Annotated in this window: 13 protein-coding genes; 10 read left to right on the forward strand and 3 right to left on the reverse strand. The window is 69.2% G+C overall.

What is annotated here, in order from left to right; all coding sequences use genetic code 11:
- Together IJ15_RS0118900 and IJ15_RS0118905 are read left to right on the forward strand one after the other, a co-directional pair.
- The coding region (locus tag IJ15_RS0118900) for an ABC transporter ATP-binding protein (protein ID WP_156112157.1) at positions 1-2,089 on the forward strand (2,089 nt) is incomplete at its 5' end.
- A gap of 112 nt (positions 2,090-2,201) precedes the next feature.
- Positions 2,202-5,951 carry a multifunctional oxoglutarate decarboxylase/oxoglutarate dehydrogenase thiamine pyrophosphate-binding subunit/dihydrolipoyllysine-residue succinyltransferase subunit gene (locus IJ15_RS0118905; RefSeq protein WP_081880816.1) on the forward strand — a complete coding sequence of 1,250 codons (3,750 nt, stop codon included), beginning with the start codon at positions 2,202-2,204 and terminating at the stop codon, positions 5,949-5,951.
- A 154-nt stretch (positions 5,952-6,105) separates the two neighbouring features.
- Here IJ15_RS0118905 and IJ15_RS0118910 read toward each other — a convergent pair whose 3' ends face one another.
- Positions 6,106-6,717 (reverse strand): TetR/AcrR family transcriptional regulator, encoded by a 612-nt coding sequence (locus IJ15_RS0118910; RefSeq protein WP_031939909.1) that lies wholly within the window; start codon positions 6,715-6,717, stop codon positions 6,106-6,108.
- 70 nt (positions 6,718-6,787) lie between these two features.
- On the opposite strand from IJ15_RS0118910, the gene IJ15_RS0118915 reads away from it, so the two are divergent.
- The 4 genes from IJ15_RS0118915 to IJ15_RS0118930 all read left to right on the forward strand — a co-directional run bounded on the left by IJ15_RS0118915 (position 6,788) and on the right by IJ15_RS0118930 (position 13,493).
- Positions 6,788-8,386 (forward strand): flavin-containing monooxygenase, encoded by a 1,599-nt coding sequence (locus tag IJ15_RS0118915; RefSeq protein ID WP_031939910.1) that lies wholly within the window; start codon positions 6,788-6,790, stop codon positions 8,384-8,386.
- The gene (locus IJ15_RS0118920) at positions 8,383-9,210 is read left to right on the forward strand and encodes an SDR family NAD(P)-dependent oxidoreductase (protein ID WP_031939911.1); all 828 of its coding nucleotides are present in this window, start codon (positions 8,383-8,385) and stop codon (positions 9,208-9,210) included. Before IJ15_RS0118915 ends, IJ15_RS0118920 begins: the two co-directional genes overlap by 4 nt.
- 88 nt (positions 9,211-9,298) lie before the next feature.
- Positions 9,299-11,158 carry an HSP90 family protein gene (locus IJ15_RS0118925; RefSeq protein WP_081880817.1) on the forward strand — a complete coding sequence of 620 codons (1,860 nt, stop codon included), beginning with the start codon at positions 9,299-9,301 and terminating at the stop codon, positions 11,156-11,158.
- Positions 11,148-13,493, forward strand: a complete 2,346-nt coding sequence (locus IJ15_RS0118930; RefSeq protein ID WP_031939913.1) for a tetratricopeptide repeat protein — start codon at positions 11,148-11,150, stop codon at positions 13,491-13,493. The genes IJ15_RS0118925 and IJ15_RS0118930 overlap by 11 nt, the downstream gene beginning before the upstream one ends.
- Before the next feature lie 36 nt (positions 13,494-13,529).
- Here IJ15_RS0118930 and IJ15_RS0118935 read toward each other — a convergent pair whose 3' ends face one another.
- A complete protein-coding gene (locus IJ15_RS0118935; protein WP_231569589.1) occupies positions 13,530-14,402 on the reverse strand; it encodes an ABC transporter substrate-binding protein in 873 nt (290 codons plus the stop codon).
- A 172-nt stretch (positions 14,403-14,574) separates the two neighbouring features.
- Here IJ15_RS0118935 and IJ15_RS0118940 point away from each other — a divergent pair, with 172 nt between their 5' ends.
- Genes IJ15_RS0118940 through IJ15_RS0118955 form a run of 4 tightly spaced genes read left to right on the forward strand, consistent with a single transcriptional unit; the run spans position 14,575 to position 18,139 of the window.
- Positions 14,575-15,540 carry an ABC transporter substrate-binding protein gene (locus IJ15_RS0118940; RefSeq protein ID WP_031939915.1) on the forward strand — a complete coding sequence of 322 codons (966 nt, stop codon included), beginning with the start codon at positions 14,575-14,577 and terminating at the stop codon, positions 15,538-15,540.
- Positions 15,537-16,658: an ABC transporter ATP-binding protein gene (locus tag IJ15_RS0118945; protein ID WP_031939916.1), complete on the forward strand. Its 1,122-nt coding sequence runs from the start codon at positions 15,537-15,539 to the stop codon at positions 16,656-16,658. The genes IJ15_RS0118940 and IJ15_RS0118945 overlap by 4 nt, the downstream gene beginning before the upstream one ends.
- Before the next feature lie 4 nt (positions 16,659-16,662).
- Positions 16,663-17,349 carry an ABC transporter permease gene (locus tag IJ15_RS0118950; protein WP_031939917.1) on the forward strand — a complete coding sequence of 229 codons (687 nt, stop codon included), beginning with the start codon at positions 16,663-16,665 and terminating at the stop codon, positions 17,347-17,349.
- A gap of 1 nt (position 17,350) precedes the next feature.
- A complete protein-coding gene (locus IJ15_RS0118955) occupies positions 17,351-18,139 on the forward strand; it encodes an ABC transporter permease (RefSeq protein ID WP_231569591.1) in 789 nt (262 codons plus the stop codon).
- Here IJ15_RS0118955 and IJ15_RS0118960 read toward each other — a convergent pair.
- Positions 18,066-19,529 (reverse strand): MFS transporter, encoded by a 1,464-nt coding sequence (locus IJ15_RS0118960; RefSeq protein WP_051919210.1) that lies wholly within the window; start codon positions 19,527-19,529, stop codon positions 18,066-18,068. The genes IJ15_RS0118955 and IJ15_RS0118960 overlap by 74 nt on opposite strands.
- Positions 19,530-19,601 lie beyond the last annotated feature (72 nt).

The following is a 19,601-nucleotide window of genomic DNA, read 5'->3' on the forward strand; positions in this document are numbered from 1 at the left end:
CCCCGCCGCACCCACCGGGCCGGACGGCGATGGCGACGGCACGGGCCCGCTGCCGGTCCTCGAGCCCACCGAGGCGCAACTGTGGCCGGCCACCGCGGCCGACGACGCGACGGCCCCCGGAACCGTGTCCGCGCAGGCTGCGCCCGGCGGCGGGCACGGCGGTGGTGGTCACGGCGGCGGCGGGCACATGGCGGGCGCTCTCGGCGGCGTCGCCGCCACCCCGGACCTGATCCGGGCCGTCGACGCGTTGCCGCCAGCCACGGAGGACCCGCACACCGACACCACCGCGCTGCGCCGCGACGACTCCGAGTTCCGGCTGGGCCGACTACTGCGTCCGGTGCGCTGGATCCTGGCCGGCGTCGTGGTGTGCCTGGCCCTGGACTCGCTGATCGGCATCGCGTTCCCCTCGATAGTCCGGTTCGCGCTCGACCACGGTGTGTCGGCCGGCGACTCCGGGCCACTGTGGACCGCGGCCGCCGTCGGCACGGTGCTCGCGCTGGTCGGCTGGCTCGTCGTCGCGGTACTCACGGTGATCACCTCCCGAGCCGGGGAACGCGTCCTGTTCGGGCTGCGGGTGCGCAGCTACGCGCACCTGCAGCGACTCGGCCTCGACTACTACGAGCGGGAACTGTCCGGCCGGATCATGACCCGGATGACCACCGACGTCGATGCTCTGTCGTCGTTCATCCAGACGGGCCTGTCGACCGCGGTGGTCGCGTTGCTCACGCTCGGCGGCATCGCCGTCGCGCTCCTGGTCACCGATGTGACGCTCGCGCTGGTCGCCCTCGCCGCACTGCTCCCCCTCGCGGTCGCGACGGTCGTGTTCCGGCGCGTGTCGGGGACCGCGTACTCGGTCTCCCGGGAACGGATCTCGATAGTCAACGCCGACTTCCAGGAGAACATCGCGGGACTGCGCGCGGCGCAGGCCTACCGGCGCGAGGAGTTCGCGGCCCGGCGCTTCGCCGAACGCGCGGACAGCTACCGCCGCAGCCGCATGCGCTCGCAGCGGGCGATCTCGATCTACTTCCCGTTCATCACGCTGCTGTCGGACCTGGCACTCGCCGCGGTCGTCCTCGTCGGCGCACAGCGGGTGGCGGACGGCTCCGCGACGGCCGGCACCCTGGTCGCGTTCGTGCTGTACCTGGGCCTGCTGTTCGGGCCGATCCAGCAGCTGTCCCAGGTGTTCGACGGCTACCAGCAGGCCGCCGTCGGCCTGCGGCGGATCGGCGAGCTGCTCGCCACCCCGAGTTCGATCGAGACGGCCGACGCCGGCGACACCGTCCCCATCGAGGGCCGTCTGCGCGGCGACGTGGCGTTCGACGACGTCACCTTCCGCTATCAGGGCGCCGAGTCCGACGCCCTCAGCAACATCGACCTGCACATCCCGGCCGGCACGACGGTCGCGCTGGTCGGCCGCACGGGTGCCGGCAAGTCGACGGTCGTCAAGTTGCTCGCCCGGTTCTACGATCCGACGTCCGGATCGGTCCGGGTCGACGCGGAGGACCTGCGCCGCTACCCGTTGCACGCCTACCGGGGCCGCCTCGGTGTCGTCCCGCAGGAGGCGCACCTGTTCACGGGCACGGTGGCGAGCAACATCGCGTACGGCCGGCCGGACGCGAGCCGCGCGGAGATCGAAGCGGCCGCGCGGGCCGTGGGCGCACTGCCGACCATCGCGGCGCTGCGCGGCGGCATGAACCAGCCGATCGGCGAACGCGGTCAGGGGCTGTCCGCGGGGCAACGTCAGCTGATCGCGCTCGCGCGCGCCGAGATGGTCGATCCGGACCTGCTGCTGCTCGACGAGGCGACCGCGACGCTCGATCCGGCGACCGAGCAGATCGTCCTCGAATCGAACCGAATGGTCACTCGAAAGCGCACGTCGGTGGTGGTCGCGCATCGTCTGGCGACGGCCGCGCGCGCCGATCTGATCGTGGTCGTCGACGGTGGCCGTATCGTCGAAACCGGTGCTCACGACGCCCTTCGCCATTCGGGCGGACACTATTCGAAGCTCTGTGATGCGTCTGCCAGTCAACAGGGGAATAATTCGACGTCGAGAACCGTCATCGATGGTGACCGCATCGCAACACTGTGAGACTGCCGACACGCGCCGGACCGGATGCCCGAGCTCGACGCGCGGAGGCTAGCCTCATGTGTATAGGCGCTCTGATCGGGTACCGAAGAAAGAAACGAGGCGAACACCTGCCGTGAGCAGCAGCTCTACTTCCCAGTTCGGACAGAACCAGTGGTTGGTTGACGAGATGTACCAACGCTTCCAGGATGATCCCTCATCCGTGGACGCTAGTTGGCACGAGTTTCTGACGGATTACTCGCCCGATGCGGCGAATGCGGGCGGGAACGGTGAGGCACTGAACGGCGGTGATGTCGCCACGAAGTCGGCCAACGGTGCTTCCTCGGCAGCACCTGCCGCGCCGGCGCCCGCTGCCCCTCCGGCAGCCCCGAAGGCCGCCCCACAGCCGACGCCCAAGCCCGCAGCTGCGCCTCAGGCAGCCGCCCCCAAGCCCGCGGCAGCGAAGGCAGCCGCCCCGCAGGCTGCTCCCGCCTCGGAAGCTCCCGCTCAGGACACCAACCAGGTCCTGCGTGGTGCAGCAGCAACCGTCGCCCGCAACATGAACGCGTCGTTGAGCATCCCGACCGCCACCAGCGTTCGCGCCATCCCGGCGAAGCTGATGTTCGACAACCGGATCGTCATCAACAACCACCTCGCCCGTACCCGGGGCGGCAAGGTGTCGTTCACCCACATCCTCGGTTACGCGATCGTGCAGGCGGTCAAGGCGTTCCCGAACATGAACCGCCACTTCGCCGAGATCGACGGCAAGCCGAACGTTGTCACCCCGGCGCACACCAACCTCGGTCTGGCCATCGACCTGCCCGGCAAGAACGGCAGCCGCTCGCTCGTCGTCGCTGCCATCAAGGGCACCGACTCGATGAACTTCGTGCAGTTCTACGCCGCGTACGAGGACATCGTCCGCCGCGCGCGTGACGGCAAGCTCACCGCCGAGGACTTCTCCGGTGTCACGATCTCGCTGACCAACCCCGGTGGTATCGGCACGGTCCACTCCGTTCCGCGCCTGATGCAGGGCCAGGGCGCCATCATCGGTGCCGGCGCGATGGAGTACCCGGCCGAGTTCCAGGGTGCGAGCGACGAGCGCATCGCGGAGATGGGCGTCGGCAAGCTGATGACGCTGACCTCCACCTACGACCACCGGATCATCCAGGGCGCCGAGTCCGGCGACTTCCTGCGCACGATCCACAACCTGCTGATCTCCGACGAGTTCTACGACGAGGTCTTCCACTCGCTGCACATTCCCTACGAGCCGGTCCGCTGGCGCAAGGATGTGTCCGAGGGCGCCATCGACAAGAGCACCCGCGTGCTCGAGCTCATCGCGGCGTACCGCAACCGCGGCCACCTCATGGCCGACACGGACCCGTTGCAGTTCGTCAAGGACAAGTTCCGCAGCCACCCGGACCTCGACGTCACGACGCACGGCCTGACCCTGTGGGATCTGGACCGCGAGTTCAACGTCGGCGGCTTCCACGGCAAGGCCCGGATGAAGCTCCGCGACGTCCTGAGCATCCTGCGGGACGCGTACTGCCGCCACATCGGCGTCGAGTACACGCACATCCTCGAGCCCGAGCAGCAGGCATGGCTGCAGGAGCGCGTCGAGGCCAAGCACGTCAAGCCCACGGTCGCGCAGCAGAAGTACATCCTGAGCAAGCTCAACGCCGCCGAGGCGTTCGAGACGTTCCTGCAGACCAAGTACGTCGGCCAGAAGCGCTTCTCGCTCGAGGGCGCCGAGTCCGTCATCCCGATGATGGATGCCGTCATCGATCAGAGCGCCGAGCACAGCCTCGACGAGGTCGTCATCGGTATGCCGCACCGCGGTCGCCTGAACGTGCTCGCGAACATCGTCGGCAAGCCGTACTCGAAGATCTTCACCGAGTTCGAGGGCAACATGAACCCGGCGGCCGCACACGGCTCCGGCGACGTGAAGTACCACCTGGGCGCCGAGGGCACCTACATCCAGATGTTCGGCGAGAACGACATCAAGGTCTCGCTCACCGCGAACCCGTCGCATCTCGAAGCGGTCGACCCGGTCCTCGAGGGCCTGGTCCGCGCCAAGCAGGACCTGCTGGACAAGGGCCAGGAGGGCTTCACGGTCCTGCCGCTGATGCTGCACGGCGACGCAGCCTTCGCCGGCCAGGGTGTCGTGGCCGAGACGCTGAACCTGGCGCTGCTGCGCGGCTACCGCACCGGCGGCACCGTGCACATCGTCGTCAACAACCAGGTCGGCTTCACCACCGCCCCGGAGCACTCGCGTTCGTCCGAGTACTGCACCGACGTCGCGAAGATGATCGGCGCACCGATCTTCCACGTGAACGGCGACGACCCCGAGGCCTGCGTCTGGGTCGCTCAGCTCGCTGTCGACTTCCGTGAGAAGTTCGGCAAGGACGTCGTCATCGACATGATCTGCTACCGCCGTCGCGGTCACAACGAGGGCGACGACCCGTCGATGACGCAGCCGGCGATGTACGACCTGATCGACACCAAGCGCAGCGTCCGCAAGAGCTACACCGAGTCGCTGATCGGCCGCGGCGACATCTCGATGAAGGAAGCCGAAGACGCCCTGCGCGACTACCAGGGTCAGCTCGAGCGGGTCTTCAACGAGGTGCGCGAGCTCGAGAAGTTCAAGCCGGAGCCGTCCGAGTCGGTCGAGCTGGACCAGACCCCGCCGGCCCGCCTGACCACCGCGGTGGACGCGGCCACGCTCGCCCGCATCGGCGACGCGTTCGTCAACGTCCCCGACGGCTTCACGGTGCACCCGCGCGTCAAGCCGGTCGTCGAGAAGCGTCGCGAGATGTCCCGCGAGGGCAACATCGACTGGGCGTTCGCCGAACTGCTCGCGTTCGGTTCGCTCGCCGAGCAGGGTGCCCTGGTGCGCCTGGCCGGTCAGGACTCGCGTCGTGGCACGTTCACGCAGCGTCACGCGGTGCTCATCGACCGCAAGGACGGCGGCGAGTACAACCCGATCGCCGAGCTCGCGGCGAACGCCGACAACGGCGGCAAGTTCATGGTCTACGACTCGGCGCTCACCGAGTTCGCGGGCGTGGGCTTCGAGTACGGCTACTCGGTCGGCAACCCCGACGCCCTGGTGCTGTGGGAGGCGCAGTTCGGCGACTTCGTCAACGGCGCGCAGACCATCATCGACGAGTTCATCTCGTCCGGTGAGGCCAAGTGGGGCCAGCTGTCCGACGTCGTGCTGCTGCTGCCGCACGGCCACGAGGGCCAGGGCCCGGACCACACGTCGGGCCGCATCGAGCGGTTCCTGCAGCTGTGCGCCGAGGGCTCGATGACGGTTGCGATGCCGTCGACCCCGGCCAGCTACTTCCACCTGCTGCGCCGTCACCACCTGGACGGCATCCGCCGCCCGCTCGTGGTGTTCACGCCGAAGTCGATGCTGCGCAACAAGGCCGCGGTCAGCAACCTCGAGGACTTCACGACCGGCAAGTTCCGTTCGGTGTTCGAGGAGCCGTCGTACGAGACGCAGGACAGCGACCGTACCAAGGTCAAGCGTGTGCTGCTGACGTCGGGCAAGATCTACTGGGAACTGCTCGCGAAGAAGCAGAAGGACAACCGCGACGACGTCGCGATCGTCCGGATCGAGCAGCTGTACCCGATCCCGCGCCGCCGCATCGCGGAGACCCTCGACCGCTACCCGAACGTCACCGAGTTCAACTGGGTGCAGGAGGAGCCGGCGAACCAGGGTGCGTGGCCGTTCCTGGGTCTGGCCCTGCCGGAACTGCTCCCCGAGAAGCTCGCAGGCATCAAGCGCGTCTCGCGTCGTGCGATGTCGGCACCGTCGTCGGGCTCGAGCAAGGTCCACGCCGTCGAGCAGCAGGAGATCATCGACGCGGCGTTCGCGCCCACGAAGTGATCCCCCTGATCGGCTGATCTACCGAAACCGGCCCGTCCACTCGTCACGAGTGGACGGGCCGGTTTCGTTCTTCCCGGACACCCGCGACAAGTGCGCAAAACGCGAGTAGGGACGCCCCGACACCGCGACAAGTGCGCAAAACGCAAGAGGTGGGTCAGCCGCCGAGCAGGGCCGCCGCCATGCCGGCGCTGAGTGCGACCGCCGGCAGTGCGGTCACCAGTAGTTCGATCAGTTCGTCGCGGGAGAGTTCGGGGGCCCGCAGCCACGTGATGGTGGCCTCTTCGACGAACGCGATCCAGCCCCGCACGGAGAGCGCGATCCGGGCGTCCGGTTCGATGCCCAGGGTCGGGAGCTGCTCGACGACGCGGCGGGCCATCTCCGCCCGGGTCTGCTCGAACACCTCGCGCATCGCCGGGTCGCCGCTCGCGGTCCCCCGCAGCAGCGAGACATAGGTGTCGCGGTTCTCCGAGACGTAGTCCACGTACGACGCCATGACGTCCCGGAGTGTGTCGATCGGTTCGAGGTCGGGGTTCGGCGCGGTGCGGGCGAGCATGTCGGCGCTGGTGTGGCGGACGATCTCGACGTGGAAGTCGTGCTTGGACGCGAAGTAGTGGAACAGCAGACCGCGGGACACCCCGGCCTGGTCGGCGATGTCCTCGACCGAGATCTGTTCGAGCGGACGCTCCGTGAGCATGCGCACCCCCAGATCGATGAGCTGGGCGCGCCGTTCCTGGGGATTGAGCCGCGTGCGTTTGACGCCTTCCATGCCACCCACCTTACTGAATCGTGTTCAATAGCTATTGACTCACCATCGACAACTCCCTACGCTCGCTTACATGAGTCTTCCCGTCACAGATACTTCCGCCCGGGCGGCATCTCCGCGCCAGGTCGACACACTGATCATCGGCAGCGGCTTCGCCGGCCTCGGCGCGGCTATCAAGCTGACGCAGGCAGGCAAGCACAACTTCCTCGTCCTCGAGCGCGGCGCCGAGGTCGGCGGGACGTGGCGCGACAACACGTATCCGGGTGCGGCGTGCGACGTGCCGTCGCACCTGTACTCGTACTCGTTCGCGCTCAACCCGGAGTGGACCCGCTCGTTCTCACCGCAACCCGAGATCCAGAGTTACATCTCGTCGGTGGCCCGTAAGTACAACGTGCTCGACAAGCACCTGTTCGGGTGCGATGTGCTCTCCGCGCACTGGAACGATGCCGCCGCGCACTGGGAGGTCTCCACGACCAAGGGCGATTTCGAGGCCAAGATCGTCGTCTCGGCCGTCGGCGCGCTGTGCGAGCCGTCGCTGCCCGACATCGACGGCATCGAGGACTTCGGGGGCGAGATCTTCCACTCGGCCCAGTGGAACCACGACGCCGACCTCACCGGCAAGCGGGTCGCGGTGATCGGCACCGGCGCGTCGGCGATCCAGATCGTGCCGCAGCTCGCCGCGAAGGCCGCCCAGCTCGACGTCTACCAGCGCACCGCGCCGTGGATCCTGCCGCGGGCCGACCGCGAGTACACCAAGGCCGAGCACCTCGCGTTCAAGTACGTCCCCGGCTTCCAGAAGTTGTGCCGCACCGGGATCTACTGGATGCGGGAGACACAGGTCGTGGGACTGGCCAAGGCCCCGATCTTCATGAAGCCGCTGCAGTTCACGGCCGAGCGCCACCTGCGCCGGCAGATCAAGGACAAGGCGTTGCGCCGCAAGGTCACCCCGAACTTCCGGATCGGCTGCAAGCGCATGCTGATCTCGAACAACTACTATCCGGCGCTCGCGCAGTCGAACGTCGATGTCGTCACCGACGGCATCGCCGAGGTGCGCAAGAACTCGATCGTCGACCGGAGCGGTGTCGAACGCGAGGTCGACGCGATCGTGGTCGCCACCGGCTTCCACGTCACCGATTCCCCCACGTTCGCAGGAATTTTCGGAAAGAACGGGCGTTCGCTCGCCGAGACGTTCGACGAGGGCGGCCAGCAGGGCTACAAGGGTGCGGCCATCGCGAACTTCCCCAACATGTTCTTCCTCGTCGGCCCCAACACCGGCCTGGGGCACAGCTCGATGGTCTTCATGATCGAGTCTCAGCTCAACTATGTGGTGGACGCGATCGACGCGATCGAGCGGTACGACATCGGCACGATCGAGGTCCGCAAGGACGCGCAGGACCGGTACAACCGGGAGTTGCAGGACAAGCTGTCCCGGAGCGTGTGGAACAACGGTGGTTGCGCCAGTTGGTATCTCGACAAGCACGGGAACAACACGACGCTGTGGCCCGGGTTCACGTTCGAGTTCCGCCGCCTCACCAAGCAGTTCGACCTCGGCGCGTACCGCAGCGTGACGGCCGGCGACCTCCCGGCTCCCGCCCCCGTGGCTGCGGTCGCCGGGGCAGGCATCGATACAGAATTGACCGACCTCGACGACGACAAGGTGGCAGCACAGTGAGTGAATTCGCGGGCAAGGTGTGTGTCATCACGGGCGCGGGGTCCGGCATCGGCCGGGCCGTCGCACTGAACCTCGCCGGTCGGGGCGCCAAACTGGCTCTCTCGGACATGGATTCGGCGGGACTGGCGGAGACGGTGCGGCAGGTCGAGGCGCTCGGGGCGGACGTGAAGTCCGATCAGCTCGACGTCACCCAACGGCAGGCCGTCCTCGCGTATGCGGACGCCGTCGTGACGCACTTCGGCAAGGTCAACCAGGTCTACAACAACGCCGGCATCGCCTTCCACGGCGAGGTGGAACGTTCGGAGTTCAAGGACATCGAGCGCATCATGGACGTGGACTTCTGGGGCGTCGTGAACGGCACCAAGGCGTTCCTGCCGCATGTCATCGCGTCCGGCGACGGTCACATCGTCAACATCTCGAGCCTGTTCGGACTGTTGTCGATTCCGGGCCAGAGTGCTTACAACGCAGCAAAGTTCGCGGTTCGCGGGTTCACCGAGTCGCTGCGTCAGGAGATGCTGATCGCCAAGCACCCGGTGAAGGTGACGTGCGTGCATCCCGGCGGCATCAAGACCGCGATCGCCCGCAACGCGGCGGTGCCCGACGGAGACGACCAGGTGACCTTCGCCCAGTTCTTCGACAAGCGCCTGGCCCGCACCACCGCCGAGGACGCGGCGAAGACCATCGTGAACGGCGTGCGAAAGGGCAAGGCGCGCGTACTGATCGGTGCGGACGCCAAGCTCCTCGACGCCTGGGTTCGGCTCGTCGGCCCGAGCTACCAGCGGGTGGTCGCGACGGTCACCTCCCGCATGCTGCCGAAGTCGTAGTAGCGGAGGTCACTCGACTCCTCGGTCGGCCGGGCCGCGAAGCCCGGCCGGCCGAAATGTCGTACCCGATCGATAAGCTGGCTCCTCGATGACAACAAGAGCCGACGGCGTCAGCCGTCCATTCCAGGTACATCTCGGCGGAATCATCGAGTTGCTCAGCGCGAGCATCTACACCGGCCCGCAGGTGTTCGTCCGTGAGCTGCTGCAGAACGGGTGCGACGCGATCTCGGCCCGCCGCGAGCACGAACCCGGCCACGTCGGCACCATCCGGGTGCTGCCCTTCGACGGAGCCGGGTCCGTGTTCGCGGTGGAGGACGACGGCGTCGGACTGACCGCGTCCGAGGTCGGCGAGTTGCTCGCGACGGTCGGCCGCAGCTCCAAGCGCGACATCCTCGATCTGCCCCGCACCGACCGCCTCGGCCAGTTCGGGATCGGTCTGCTCAGTTGCTTCATGGTGAGCGACGAGATCCGGGTGCGGTCCCGGTCGGCGACGGGTGCGGCCGCCGTCGAATGGGTCGGTCGCGCCGACGGCACGTTCACGGTGACCGAGCTCGCCGACGACGTGCCGGTCGGAACCCGGGTCGAGCTGATCCCCCGCCAGGATGCCACTGCACTCGTGTCGCATTCGGGGGTGCGGGAACTGGCGGATCGATTCGGGCGGCACCTGCCGATCCGGGTGACCGTGGCCGGCGAGACGGTCACCCGCCCGGCACCGTTCCTCGAACGCGCGGCAGTCCCGTCACCCGAGCTGCGCGAGTTGGGCCGGGAGATCGTCGGCGCCGAGCCCTTCGCCACGATTCCCCTGCACGTGCCGTCGACCGGTACCCGCGGTACCGCCTTCGTGCTGCCGTTCCCGCTGTCCCCCGGTCAGCGGCAGTCCAACCGCGTCTACCTGGGCGGAATGCTGCTGTCCGAGCGGATGGACGACCTCCTGCCGGACTGGGCGTTCTTCGTGCGGTCCGTCGTGGACACCACGGGGCTGCACCCGACCGCGTCCCGCGAGTCGCTGATCGAGGACACCGCGCTCGAGGAGACCCGTGCCGAGCTGGGATCGGCGGTCCGCCGCTGGATCATCGGTCTGGCCGCGGAGTCGCCGCACCGGCTGGCGGCGTTCCTGTCCGTGCACCATCTGGCGCTGCGGGCGCTCGTCCTCCACGACGACGAGCTGGCCCGGTTCATCGTCCCGCACCTGCCGATCGAGACCACCGAGGGTCCGACGACCTTCGGCGAGGCGGCCCGCCGCGGCACCGTGCGGTACACCCGGACGGTGGACGAGTTCCGCCAGCTGGCCGGACTCGCGCGTCCCGGTGTCCCGATCGTCAACGGCGGTTACGTCTACGACGCCGACATCGCGGCCCGGCTGCCGGAGTTCGTGCCCGGCGCCGAGGTCGAGGTCGTCACCGTGGCCGACGAGATCGACCACCTGGACGTGCCGCCGCTGGCCGATCGGGCGGCGACGCGCCGTCTGCAGGAGCGCGCGGACGCGGCCCTGGCCGACCTCGACTGCGCCACCGCGGTTCGCGCGTTCGCCCCGGACACCGTCCCCGCCCTCTACGTCGCGGACGAGGCGGTACTGCGCAGCCTGCGCCGCGACCAGGCCGGTGAGTCGGCCGGCGGGTTCTGGGCCGATGTCCTGGGCCGGGTGGACGAGGCCGCGGCGGCGTCCGGCGTGGATGCCGCGGGTCGGCTCGCTCTGAACTGGCGAAACCGCCTGGTGCGCACCCTCGCAACCGTCGACGACGACGCCGTGCTGTCGCGGGCGGTGCGCATCCTCTATGTCCAGGCGCTGCTTGCCGGGCACCGGCCGCTGCGTCCGGCCGACCGCGAGGCCCTGACCGACGCCATGACCGACATCGTTCACCTGTCCGTCGGGCTCGACGCTGCTGTCACCACCGATCCCGCACCGCACTCCCCCTCCACCACCGACAAGGACGACCATGCCGAGTGAGACCACCGTCGACGCGCTGATCAGCGAGATCGACCGGACGCCGTACGGACCGGCCGAACGTGACCTCATCGAGCGCGCGATCACGCTCGCCGAGGAGTCCGGTGACGAGGTCGCCGCCTACACCGTGCGGATGCGTCTGATCCAGTCCGCCTCCATGACCGGGGACACCGACGCCCTGCTCACCACGTTCGCGTGGTGCGTCGGGCGGAACGCCGCCGACCCGGTCACCTTCCCCGCGGAGGTCGACGACTACGACCTGCTGTGGTTCCACAAGTGGATCGCCGATGCGCTCTCCTCGAACCCGATGTTCCCGCGCGCCACGATCGCCGAGTCGATCGAGCAGATGGAGACCACCTACCGGCAGGCGGGGGTGGGCGTGTCCGGGGTGGTGCAGACCCGGTTCTGGCAGGCGTTCGAGGCGGGCCGGATCGAGGAGGCCACCCGCCACCTCGAGGAGCTGGGCCGGACCCCGCGCGACGAGTACAGCCATTGCGATGCGTGCGTGCGGTCCGAGGAGGCCCAGTTCCGGCTTGCCACCGGGGAGCTCGAGGACGGGTTGGCCATCGTCGAGGAGATGCTCGAGCGCGACATGGGGTGCGGTGACGAACCGGAGCGGGCGATGGCCCACACTCTGGTGCCGCTGCTCCAGGTGGGCCGTCTCGAGGAGGCCGAGCGGATGCACGTGCGGGGTTACCGCCTCGCCCGCGGCGACGTCGACAACATCGACATGATCGGGCAGCACCTGATCTTCCTCTCGGTGACCGGCAATGCTCAGCGCGCCCTCGAGATGCTCGAGCGGCACATCGGCTGGCTGGCACACGACAACCTCAATGCGACCGCGCACCTGTCCGCCCTCACGGCGTTCGCGGTGACGTGTACCGCGGCCGAGCAGGCCGGGCTCGGCCACGAGCACGTCCGCGGAGCCGACGCCGCGCCCCTGCAGCGATTCCTGGGTGCACACGTGGGGCCGTGGACGGTCGCCGAACTGGCGCAGGCCTGTTGGCGGTCCGCCGACGACCTCGCCGCTCGCTTCGACGAGCGGAACGGCACCACATACCGCAGCGAGAAGCTCACCGATGCAAGAACTCTCGCGGGTCAGCGCTGGGATCTCCCGATCGGCGCCGCGCACACCGTGCCGTCCGCTCCCGTTACCGCGGACCCGCTCGCGGCTGCCGCCTTCGTCGACGACGTGGTCGCCTCGCGTCCGCTGGACGAGCAGCTCGACGCGATCCTGGACGCCGACGGCGGGGACGCTGCCCTGACCTGGATCGAGGCCGAACTGGCCGCCGCGGACGCACCGGGTCGCCGCGCGGTGCTGTTGCGGATGCTGGCCCAACTGCTGGCCGGCGGAGGTCGGCTCGAGGAGGCACTGACCGCTGTCGACGCCGCACTCGATCTGTCCGTCGCCCACATGGCCCGGACCGTGACCGCCCCGCTCGCGTCGCTGAGCGCTCAGATCTGCGACGACTGCGGTCAGCTGGACGAGGCGATCGCCCGCCTGCGGCTGGCGACGCGCGAGGCGGAACTGGCCGGCACCGAGTCCATCGGCCACCGCTACCGGCTGGGCGTCACCCTCGTGCGGGCCGGACACCCGGACGAGGCGGTGGACGAACTCGTCACGGTGGCCGAGGCCGAGAAGGCCGGCGGCACCGAGCCCGTATCGCGCGCCCTCACCCTGCTGTGGCTCGGCTACGCCCGACGCGATGCAGGCGAGCCGGGGGCCGCGGTCGGCACGTGGGCCGAGGGCCGGCAGCTGGCACAGGCCGGCGAGGACTACGGGGTCTCGGCGCGGATCGGCAAGGAACTGGGGCTGCTGATGATGCGGTTCGACGACGAGGACGCCGTCGCGGCCCTCGACGACGCCGTCGAGGACGCCCGGAAGCTCACCGATCAGCCCGACGTGCTCGCCGACCTCCTGCACGTGCGGGGACGGGCGCGGTGCCAGTTCGACGACGAGGGTGGGCTCGAGGACCTGCAGGCCGCTTCCGAGCACGCCGACCCGTGGACCCGCGCGGACGTCGGGGACTCGACGGCGCGGGCACTGTCCCAGCTGGGCCGGTTCGACGAGGCGGTACGGACGGGGCTCGCGGCCGCCGAAGCCTATGCCGCGGCCGAGGACGTCGTCGGCTCCGGCAGTGCCCTGATCGTGGTTGCGCAGGCGTTGTCCACGGCGGACCGCCACGAGGAGGCCCTCGCCGTGCTCGCCGACGCCGCACCACGGGTGACCGAGGTTCCGCCGCTGGCGATCCGGGTGGCTCTGCTGGAGGGCGACGCCCACGAGGCCCTCGGCCGGCACGATGCCGCCGCGGCAGCGCGGGCGCGAGTCGACAGCTGACGGCTGACGGCTGACGGCTGACGTCGGCGGGGGCGGTCAGATGTGCTCGGCGAGCCACTCCCCCGCCGCGTCGGCCGCAGTGATCTCGCCACCGCGGACCCGCACGGCCATGTCCGTGAGGTCCGCGGTGGTGAGCTGCAGGACCACGCTCAGTCCCCGGATGTCGTCGGCGCGCAGCACACCACTGCGGGAGAGCGGCACCACGTTCTGCGCGGTGAAGGCCTCCTTCTCGTCGGCGAGGACGACCAGTTCGTCCTGCGCGACGACGGGCGCGGCGGCGGTGGCGCCGCCGACCGGTGATGCTGCCCCGATGGCCAGTTCGCGGGCGGCCCCGTCGGCCCCGCCGACCGGGGCGACGGTGCCGAACGTGCATCCGTACGTGGACTGCAGACGCGAGATCGCCTGCGCGTCCTCGCGGAACGTGTCGGAGGCGTACAGCGTCATGGCTCCGCAGCCGGACGCGATGTCCTCGATGGACCGGGCACCGAGACCGTCGGCCTGTGCGGCGGACAGGACCAGCACCGAACGGTCGTCGGCGGGCGCGTACTCGGACACCGTAAGCCCCTCGGGCAGAGACCTGTTGAGCGCGTCGAACACCTCGTCGGCATCGGTGACGTCGGCGTCGGGATCGAACCAGTGCAGCAGACGCCCGGTGTGGTCCGGCACCAGTGCCACCCGGTTCGCGTCGAGGGCCGCGATGCGGTCGGCGCGGTCGCCCAGCCCCAGCACGAGTTCGGTTCTGCGCCCGGCAGCTTCGAGCGCGCCCGCGTAGAGTCGTGCGACGAGTTCGCTCTCGACGGTGGTCCCGGCGCCGACGGCGATCGGTTCGGGTGCGGCGGGCCCTCCGACGCTACTGCCGGTGTCCACGCCGCAGGCGGTCACGACTGCGAGCAGTGCAGCGATCGCCACTCGCGCCGAGAACCTGCCCACGCGTCCATTTCCGTTCGGTGACACCGCGTCCCTCTCCGCTCTGCTGCGGTGCGAACCGGCACCTGTCGATACCGCGCACTTGTCGAACCTATCGTTACACTGACGTCGCGCACCATCACGAGCGGTCGAGAGATCCCGATGGAAGGACGACATGTTGAGTTCCCGGCTCCACCGACTTCACCGACTCGCGGGTGTCGCGGTCGCCGCGTCACTGATTCTCCTCACGGCGTGCGGTAGCAGTGACCCGCTCGGAAGTGACGGTTCGGCCGGAGGCGCGGGCGATGCCGGCACCGACTCCGTCGTCGTCGGCTCCGCCAACTTCCCCGAGTCGGAGACGGTCGGCTTCGTCTACGCGGAGGCCCTGCGGGCCAATGGTTTCGACGTGCAGACCAGGATGAACATCGGGACCCGGGAGATCTACGTCCCGGCGCTGCGCGACGGCTCGCTCACGCTCATTCCGGACTACACCGGGAATCTGCTCGAGTACCTCGATCCGGCGTCGACGGCGACGACTGCGGCGGAAATCGACGCCGCGCTGCCCGCGGCACTCGCACCGGATCTCGCGATCACCACGCCCGCACCGGCTGAGGACAAGGACGCGGTGGTGGTGACGCGCGAGACGGCCGAGAAGTGGAACCTGACGTCGATCGCGGATCTCGCCGCGCATTCGGCGGAGATCACGTTCGCGGCTCCGGCCGAGTTCCAGGAACGCTCGGTGGGCCTGCCCGGTCTGCGGGAGAACTACGGACTCGACATCTCGCCGTCCAACTTCGTGCCGATCGGCGACGGCGGTGGCCCCGCGACGGTGAAGGCACTGACGTCGGGACAGGTGACCGCCGCCAACATCTTCACGACGTCACCTGCGATCGCGGCGAACGACCTGGTGGTGCTGGCCGATCCGAAGAGCAACTTCCCGGCGCAGAACGTGGTGCCGCTGCTGCGTGCGACCGCGAGGACCGAGCAGATGGCGCGTGTCCTGGACGCGGTCTCGGCGAAGCTCACCACCGCGGAGCTGGTGGGGCTCAACGACGCCGTGTCCGGGGACAGCAAGACCGAACCGGAGGCCGCGGCCAAGCAGTGGGTCTCGCGGCACGGTCTGGACGCGCCCGTCTCGTGATCTCGTTCTGCGGTGTCACCAAACGCTTTCCGGACGGTACGGTCGCCGTCGACGATCTCGACCTGAAGATCGACGAGGGGTCGTTCACGGTGTTCGTCGGACCGTCGGGGTGCGGCAAGACCACGTCGATGCGGATGATCAACCGGATGGTGCTGCCGACGGCGGGGACCGTCACCGTCGACGGCCGGGACGTGGCGGGCACGGACGCCGTCGACCTGCGCCGCAGCATCGGCTATGTCATCCAGGGCGGCGGCCTGCTACCGCACCGGACCGTCGTCGACAACGTCGCGACCGTGCCCGTGCTGCAGGGACGGTCCCGTCGCGCGGCCCGGCGTGACGCCCTCGACGTGCTCTCCCGGGTCGGGCTCGATCCGGTTCTGGCGGGGCGGTATCCGGCGCAGTTGTCGGGCGGTCAGCAGCAGCGGGTGGGGGTGGCCCGGGCGTTGGCCGCCGATCCCCCGATCCTGCTGATGGACGAGCCGTTCAGTGCGGTGGATCCGGTGGTGCGGGCGGATCTGCAGGCCGAGATGCTGCGGCTGCAGTCCGAGCTCCGCAAGACCGTCGTGTTCGTCACCCACGACATCGACGAGGCGGTCCGGCTCGGCGACCGACTCGCGGTGTTCGGCCCGCACGGCCGCCTGCAGCAGTTCGACACGCCACGGAACGTACTCTCATCGCCTGCAACCGATTTCGTCGCAGGTTTCGTCGGGCACGATCGGGGCTACCGGGGGCTGTCCTTCCGGAGCGCCGACGCGGTGGAGTTGCGCGAGATCCGTCGGGTGCGCGAGTCCGACGCCGCGACAACCACACTCGCCCCCGACGAATGGGCGTTGATCGTCACCGCCGACGGCCGTCCCCGGGGCTGGATCGACGCGGCCGGGGTCGACGCCGTCCGCGCCGGACGCACCGTCGCGGACGCCACCGCCGCCGGCGGCTCACTGTTCACGGTGGGCGCGGACCTGCGCCGGGCCCTCGACGCGGCCATCTCGTCGCCGTCCGGGATCGGTGTCGCGGTGGATGCGGACGGTGTCGTGGCCGGCGGCATCGACGCGGCCGACGTGATCGCCCGACTGGCCGAGCAACGGCGCGACGAGGACCGACTGCGGAACGGCCGGTGATCGTGTGCGTTGGTTGATCGACAACTTCCCGCAGGTCGCGGAACTCACCCGCACGCACCTCTACCTGGCGTTGCTGCCGCTGCTGATCGGCCTGGTCGTGGCGGTGCCGATGGGCACCGCGGTCCGGCGTGTCCGGTGGCTGCGCCGCACCACCGTCGTCGCCGCGAGTGTCGCGTTCACGATCCCGTCGCTGGCACTGTTCGTGACCGTCCCGAGCGTGTTCGGACTGAGCATCCTCGACCCGAACAACGTCGTGATCGCACTGAGCGTGTACTCCACCGCCCTGCTGATCAGGGCGGTGCCGGAGGCACTGGACGCGGTGCCCGACGACGTGGTGGACGCCGCGACCGCGATCGGGTTCACGCCACTGCGCCGCGCCCTCACCGTCGAACTACCGCTGGCGCTGCCCGTCCTGATCGCGAACGTCCGGGTCGTCGCCGTCACCAACATCTCGCTGGTGTCGGTGGGTGCGCTGATCGGCGTGGGCGGCCTGGGCGAGCTGTTCACGAAGGGCTATCAGCGCGACTACCCGGACCAGATCGTGGCCGGCATCATCGCGATCGTCACGCTGGCCCTGATCTTCGACGCCGCGCTGTACCTCCTGGGCCGGCGGCTCACGCCGTGGGAGCGCGGACCGCGCCCCACGCGTACCCGGCGCGAGACCCTGGAATTGTCGGAGGGGCCGGCCTGACATGTTCACCAGCGCATGGGACTTCATCGTCGATCCCGCCAACTGGCAGGGGCCGACGGGAATCGGCGCCCGGATCCTGCAGCATCTCTGGTACAGCCTGCTGGCGGTCGCGTTCGCGGCGGTGATCGCGGTGCCGGCCGGTCTCGCGATCGGTCACTTCCGCCGAGGCGAGATTGTCGTCGTGGGTGTGGTGAACGCCCTGCGCTCGCTGCCCACCCTCGGTGTGCTCACGTTGCTGGTGCTGCTGCTGGGGCTCGGCCTGGTGCCCCCGATCGTCGCGCTGGTCCTGCTGGGCATCCCGCCGCTGCTGGCCGGCACGTATGCGGGCGTCGCGAACGTGGACCGGACCGTGGTGGACGCCGCCGAGGCGATGGGGATGACGCCGCTGCAGGTGCTGGTCCGCGTCGAGATCCCCAATGCGCTGCCGTTGATCCTCGGCGGAATGCGCAGCGCGACGCTGCAAGTGATCGCGACGGCGACCGTCGCGGCGTACGTCAACCTGGGCGGACTGGGCCGCTACATCTTCGACGGGCTGGCGCTGCGCAGCTACGACCGTGTCCTGGTCGGGGCGATCCTGGTGGCGGCGTTGGCCCTGATCGTCGACGGTCTGCTGGCCGCGGCGGTGTGGGCGTCCGTGCCGGGCACCGGGCGGCTGCGGCGGGCCTACACCGCACCGGCCGCGCCGGCCGCCGCCGCCACCGATCCCGAACGTCCCGTCACGCTCGGTCCGCGGCCGGCCCCTCACGGGGGATGGCCGCGGCGAACGCAACCGCCGACGCGCCGGCGATGACGGCGATGACGAACACCGTCGTGAAGCCGCGCTCGCTCGGGAGTTGCCCCGCGCCGAAGCCGGTGGTGATGAGCGTCGTCGTCAGGACGGCCGTCGTGACCGCACTCGATATCGACGTTCCCAGCGACCGTCCGAGGGTGTTGATGCCGTTCGCCTGACCGGATTGGGACCGGTCGACATGGAGAAGAATCAGGGCGGGAGCCGCGGAGAAGCAGAACGCGACGCCGCCCATGATGACCATGCTCGCTCCGACCACCTGCCAGAGCTGATGGTGGAACGGTACGAGAAACACGTATCCGGCGGCGAACCCGCTCGCCCCGACGACCATCGTGACCTTCGGGCCGAACCGCGCCGATATCCGCGCGGCGATGCCCGGCATCGTCAGCGACACCAAACCGCTCGGAGCGACGCACAGACCCGTGAAGACGAGGGACTTACCCAGCCCGAATCCGGTCTCGGTCGGTAGCTGCATCAGCTGAGGCTGGCCGAGCAAGATCACGTACATACCGATTCCGACCGCGATCGTGGCCAGGTTGGTGAACAGGATCGGGCGGGTCGCGGTGGTGCGCAGATCCAGTAGCGGGGCACTGATGCGCAACTCGTACCAGCCCCACACCACGAGCACGAGCACGGATCCGACGACGGTGCCGATCGTGGCGGCCGAACCCCAGCCCCACGTGTTTCCGTTGCTGAGGGCGATCAGGAGGCCGGTCACACCGACGCTCAGTCCCACAGCCCCCACGACATCGACTCGCGCACCCGGCCGACCGTCCGTTCTCGGCACGGCGGCGAGGATGCAGGCGAGGGCGATGAGGCCGAGAACCACACAGGCACCGAACAACCCGCGCAACCCGACGTATTCGGCGGCCACAGCGCTGACCGTGAAGCCGAGAGCACCTCCCACACCCACCATCGCGCTGACCAGGCTGACGGACTTGAACACACGGTCGCCGGGCACGAACGAACGCAATGCGCTGATGCCCAGCGGGATCATCGCCATCGTCACCCCCTGCAGGACCCGGGCGACGATCATCGGACCGACCGTCGTGGCCACAGCCCCGATCACGGACCCGACGACCATGCAGGACATGGCGATGACCATCATCCGCCGCTGGCCGTAGAGATCGCCGAGACTGCCGAACAGCACACTGCTGATCGCGCCGGACAGGAGCATCGCCGTCACCATCCACGAAGTGGCACCGGACGACGCGTTCAACAGCTCGGGGAGCTCCGGCAGCATCGGGACGACGAGAGCCTGCATCATCGTGCCCAGCAGTGCGGAGAAGGCGATGACGGGCACGGTCATTCCCGAGCGCTTGCCTGCGCCGTCGCCGACGCGAGCCGGCTCGAGGACGTCTCGGTCCGTATCGGTCAGTTGCTTCGCCCGCAACGGTCCATCCCTTCGCTGTGCCTTCGGCTGAACCGGAAGGTGAGCCGGAGACTTTATATCAGGTTCCTGATA

It is taken from the genome of Prescottella defluvii (genome assembly GCF_000738775.1).
Taxonomy (GTDB): domain Bacteria; phylum Actinomycetota; class Actinomycetes; order Mycobacteriales; family Mycobacteriaceae; genus Prescottella; species Prescottella defluvii.

Excerpts from the sequence above, each read along its gene's own strand:
- IJ15_RS0118940 (WP_031939915.1), top strand. The coding sequence starts at position 14,575 with ATGTTGAGTTCCCGGCTCCACCGACTTCACCGACTCGCGGGTGTCGCG.
- IJ15_RS0118955 (WP_231569591.1), top strand. The coding sequence starts at position 17,351 with ATGTTCACCAGCGCATGGGACTTCATCGTCGATCCCGCCAACTGGCAG.
- IJ15_RS0118910 (WP_031939909.1), bottom strand. The coding sequence starts at position 6,717 with ATGGAAGGCGTCAAACGCACGCGGCTCAATCCCCAGGAACGGCGCGCC.
- IJ15_RS0118925 (WP_081880817.1), top strand. The coding sequence starts at position 9,299 with ATGACAACAAGAGCCGACGGCGTCAGCCGTCCATTCCAGGTACATCTC.
- IJ15_RS0118930 (WP_031939913.1), top strand. The coding sequence starts at position 11,148 with ATGCCGAGTGAGACCACCGTCGACGCGCTGATCAGCGAGATCGACCGG.
- IJ15_RS0118915 (WP_031939910.1), top strand. The coding sequence starts at position 6,788 with ATGAGTCTTCCCGTCACAGATACTTCCGCCCGGGCGGCATCTCCGCGC.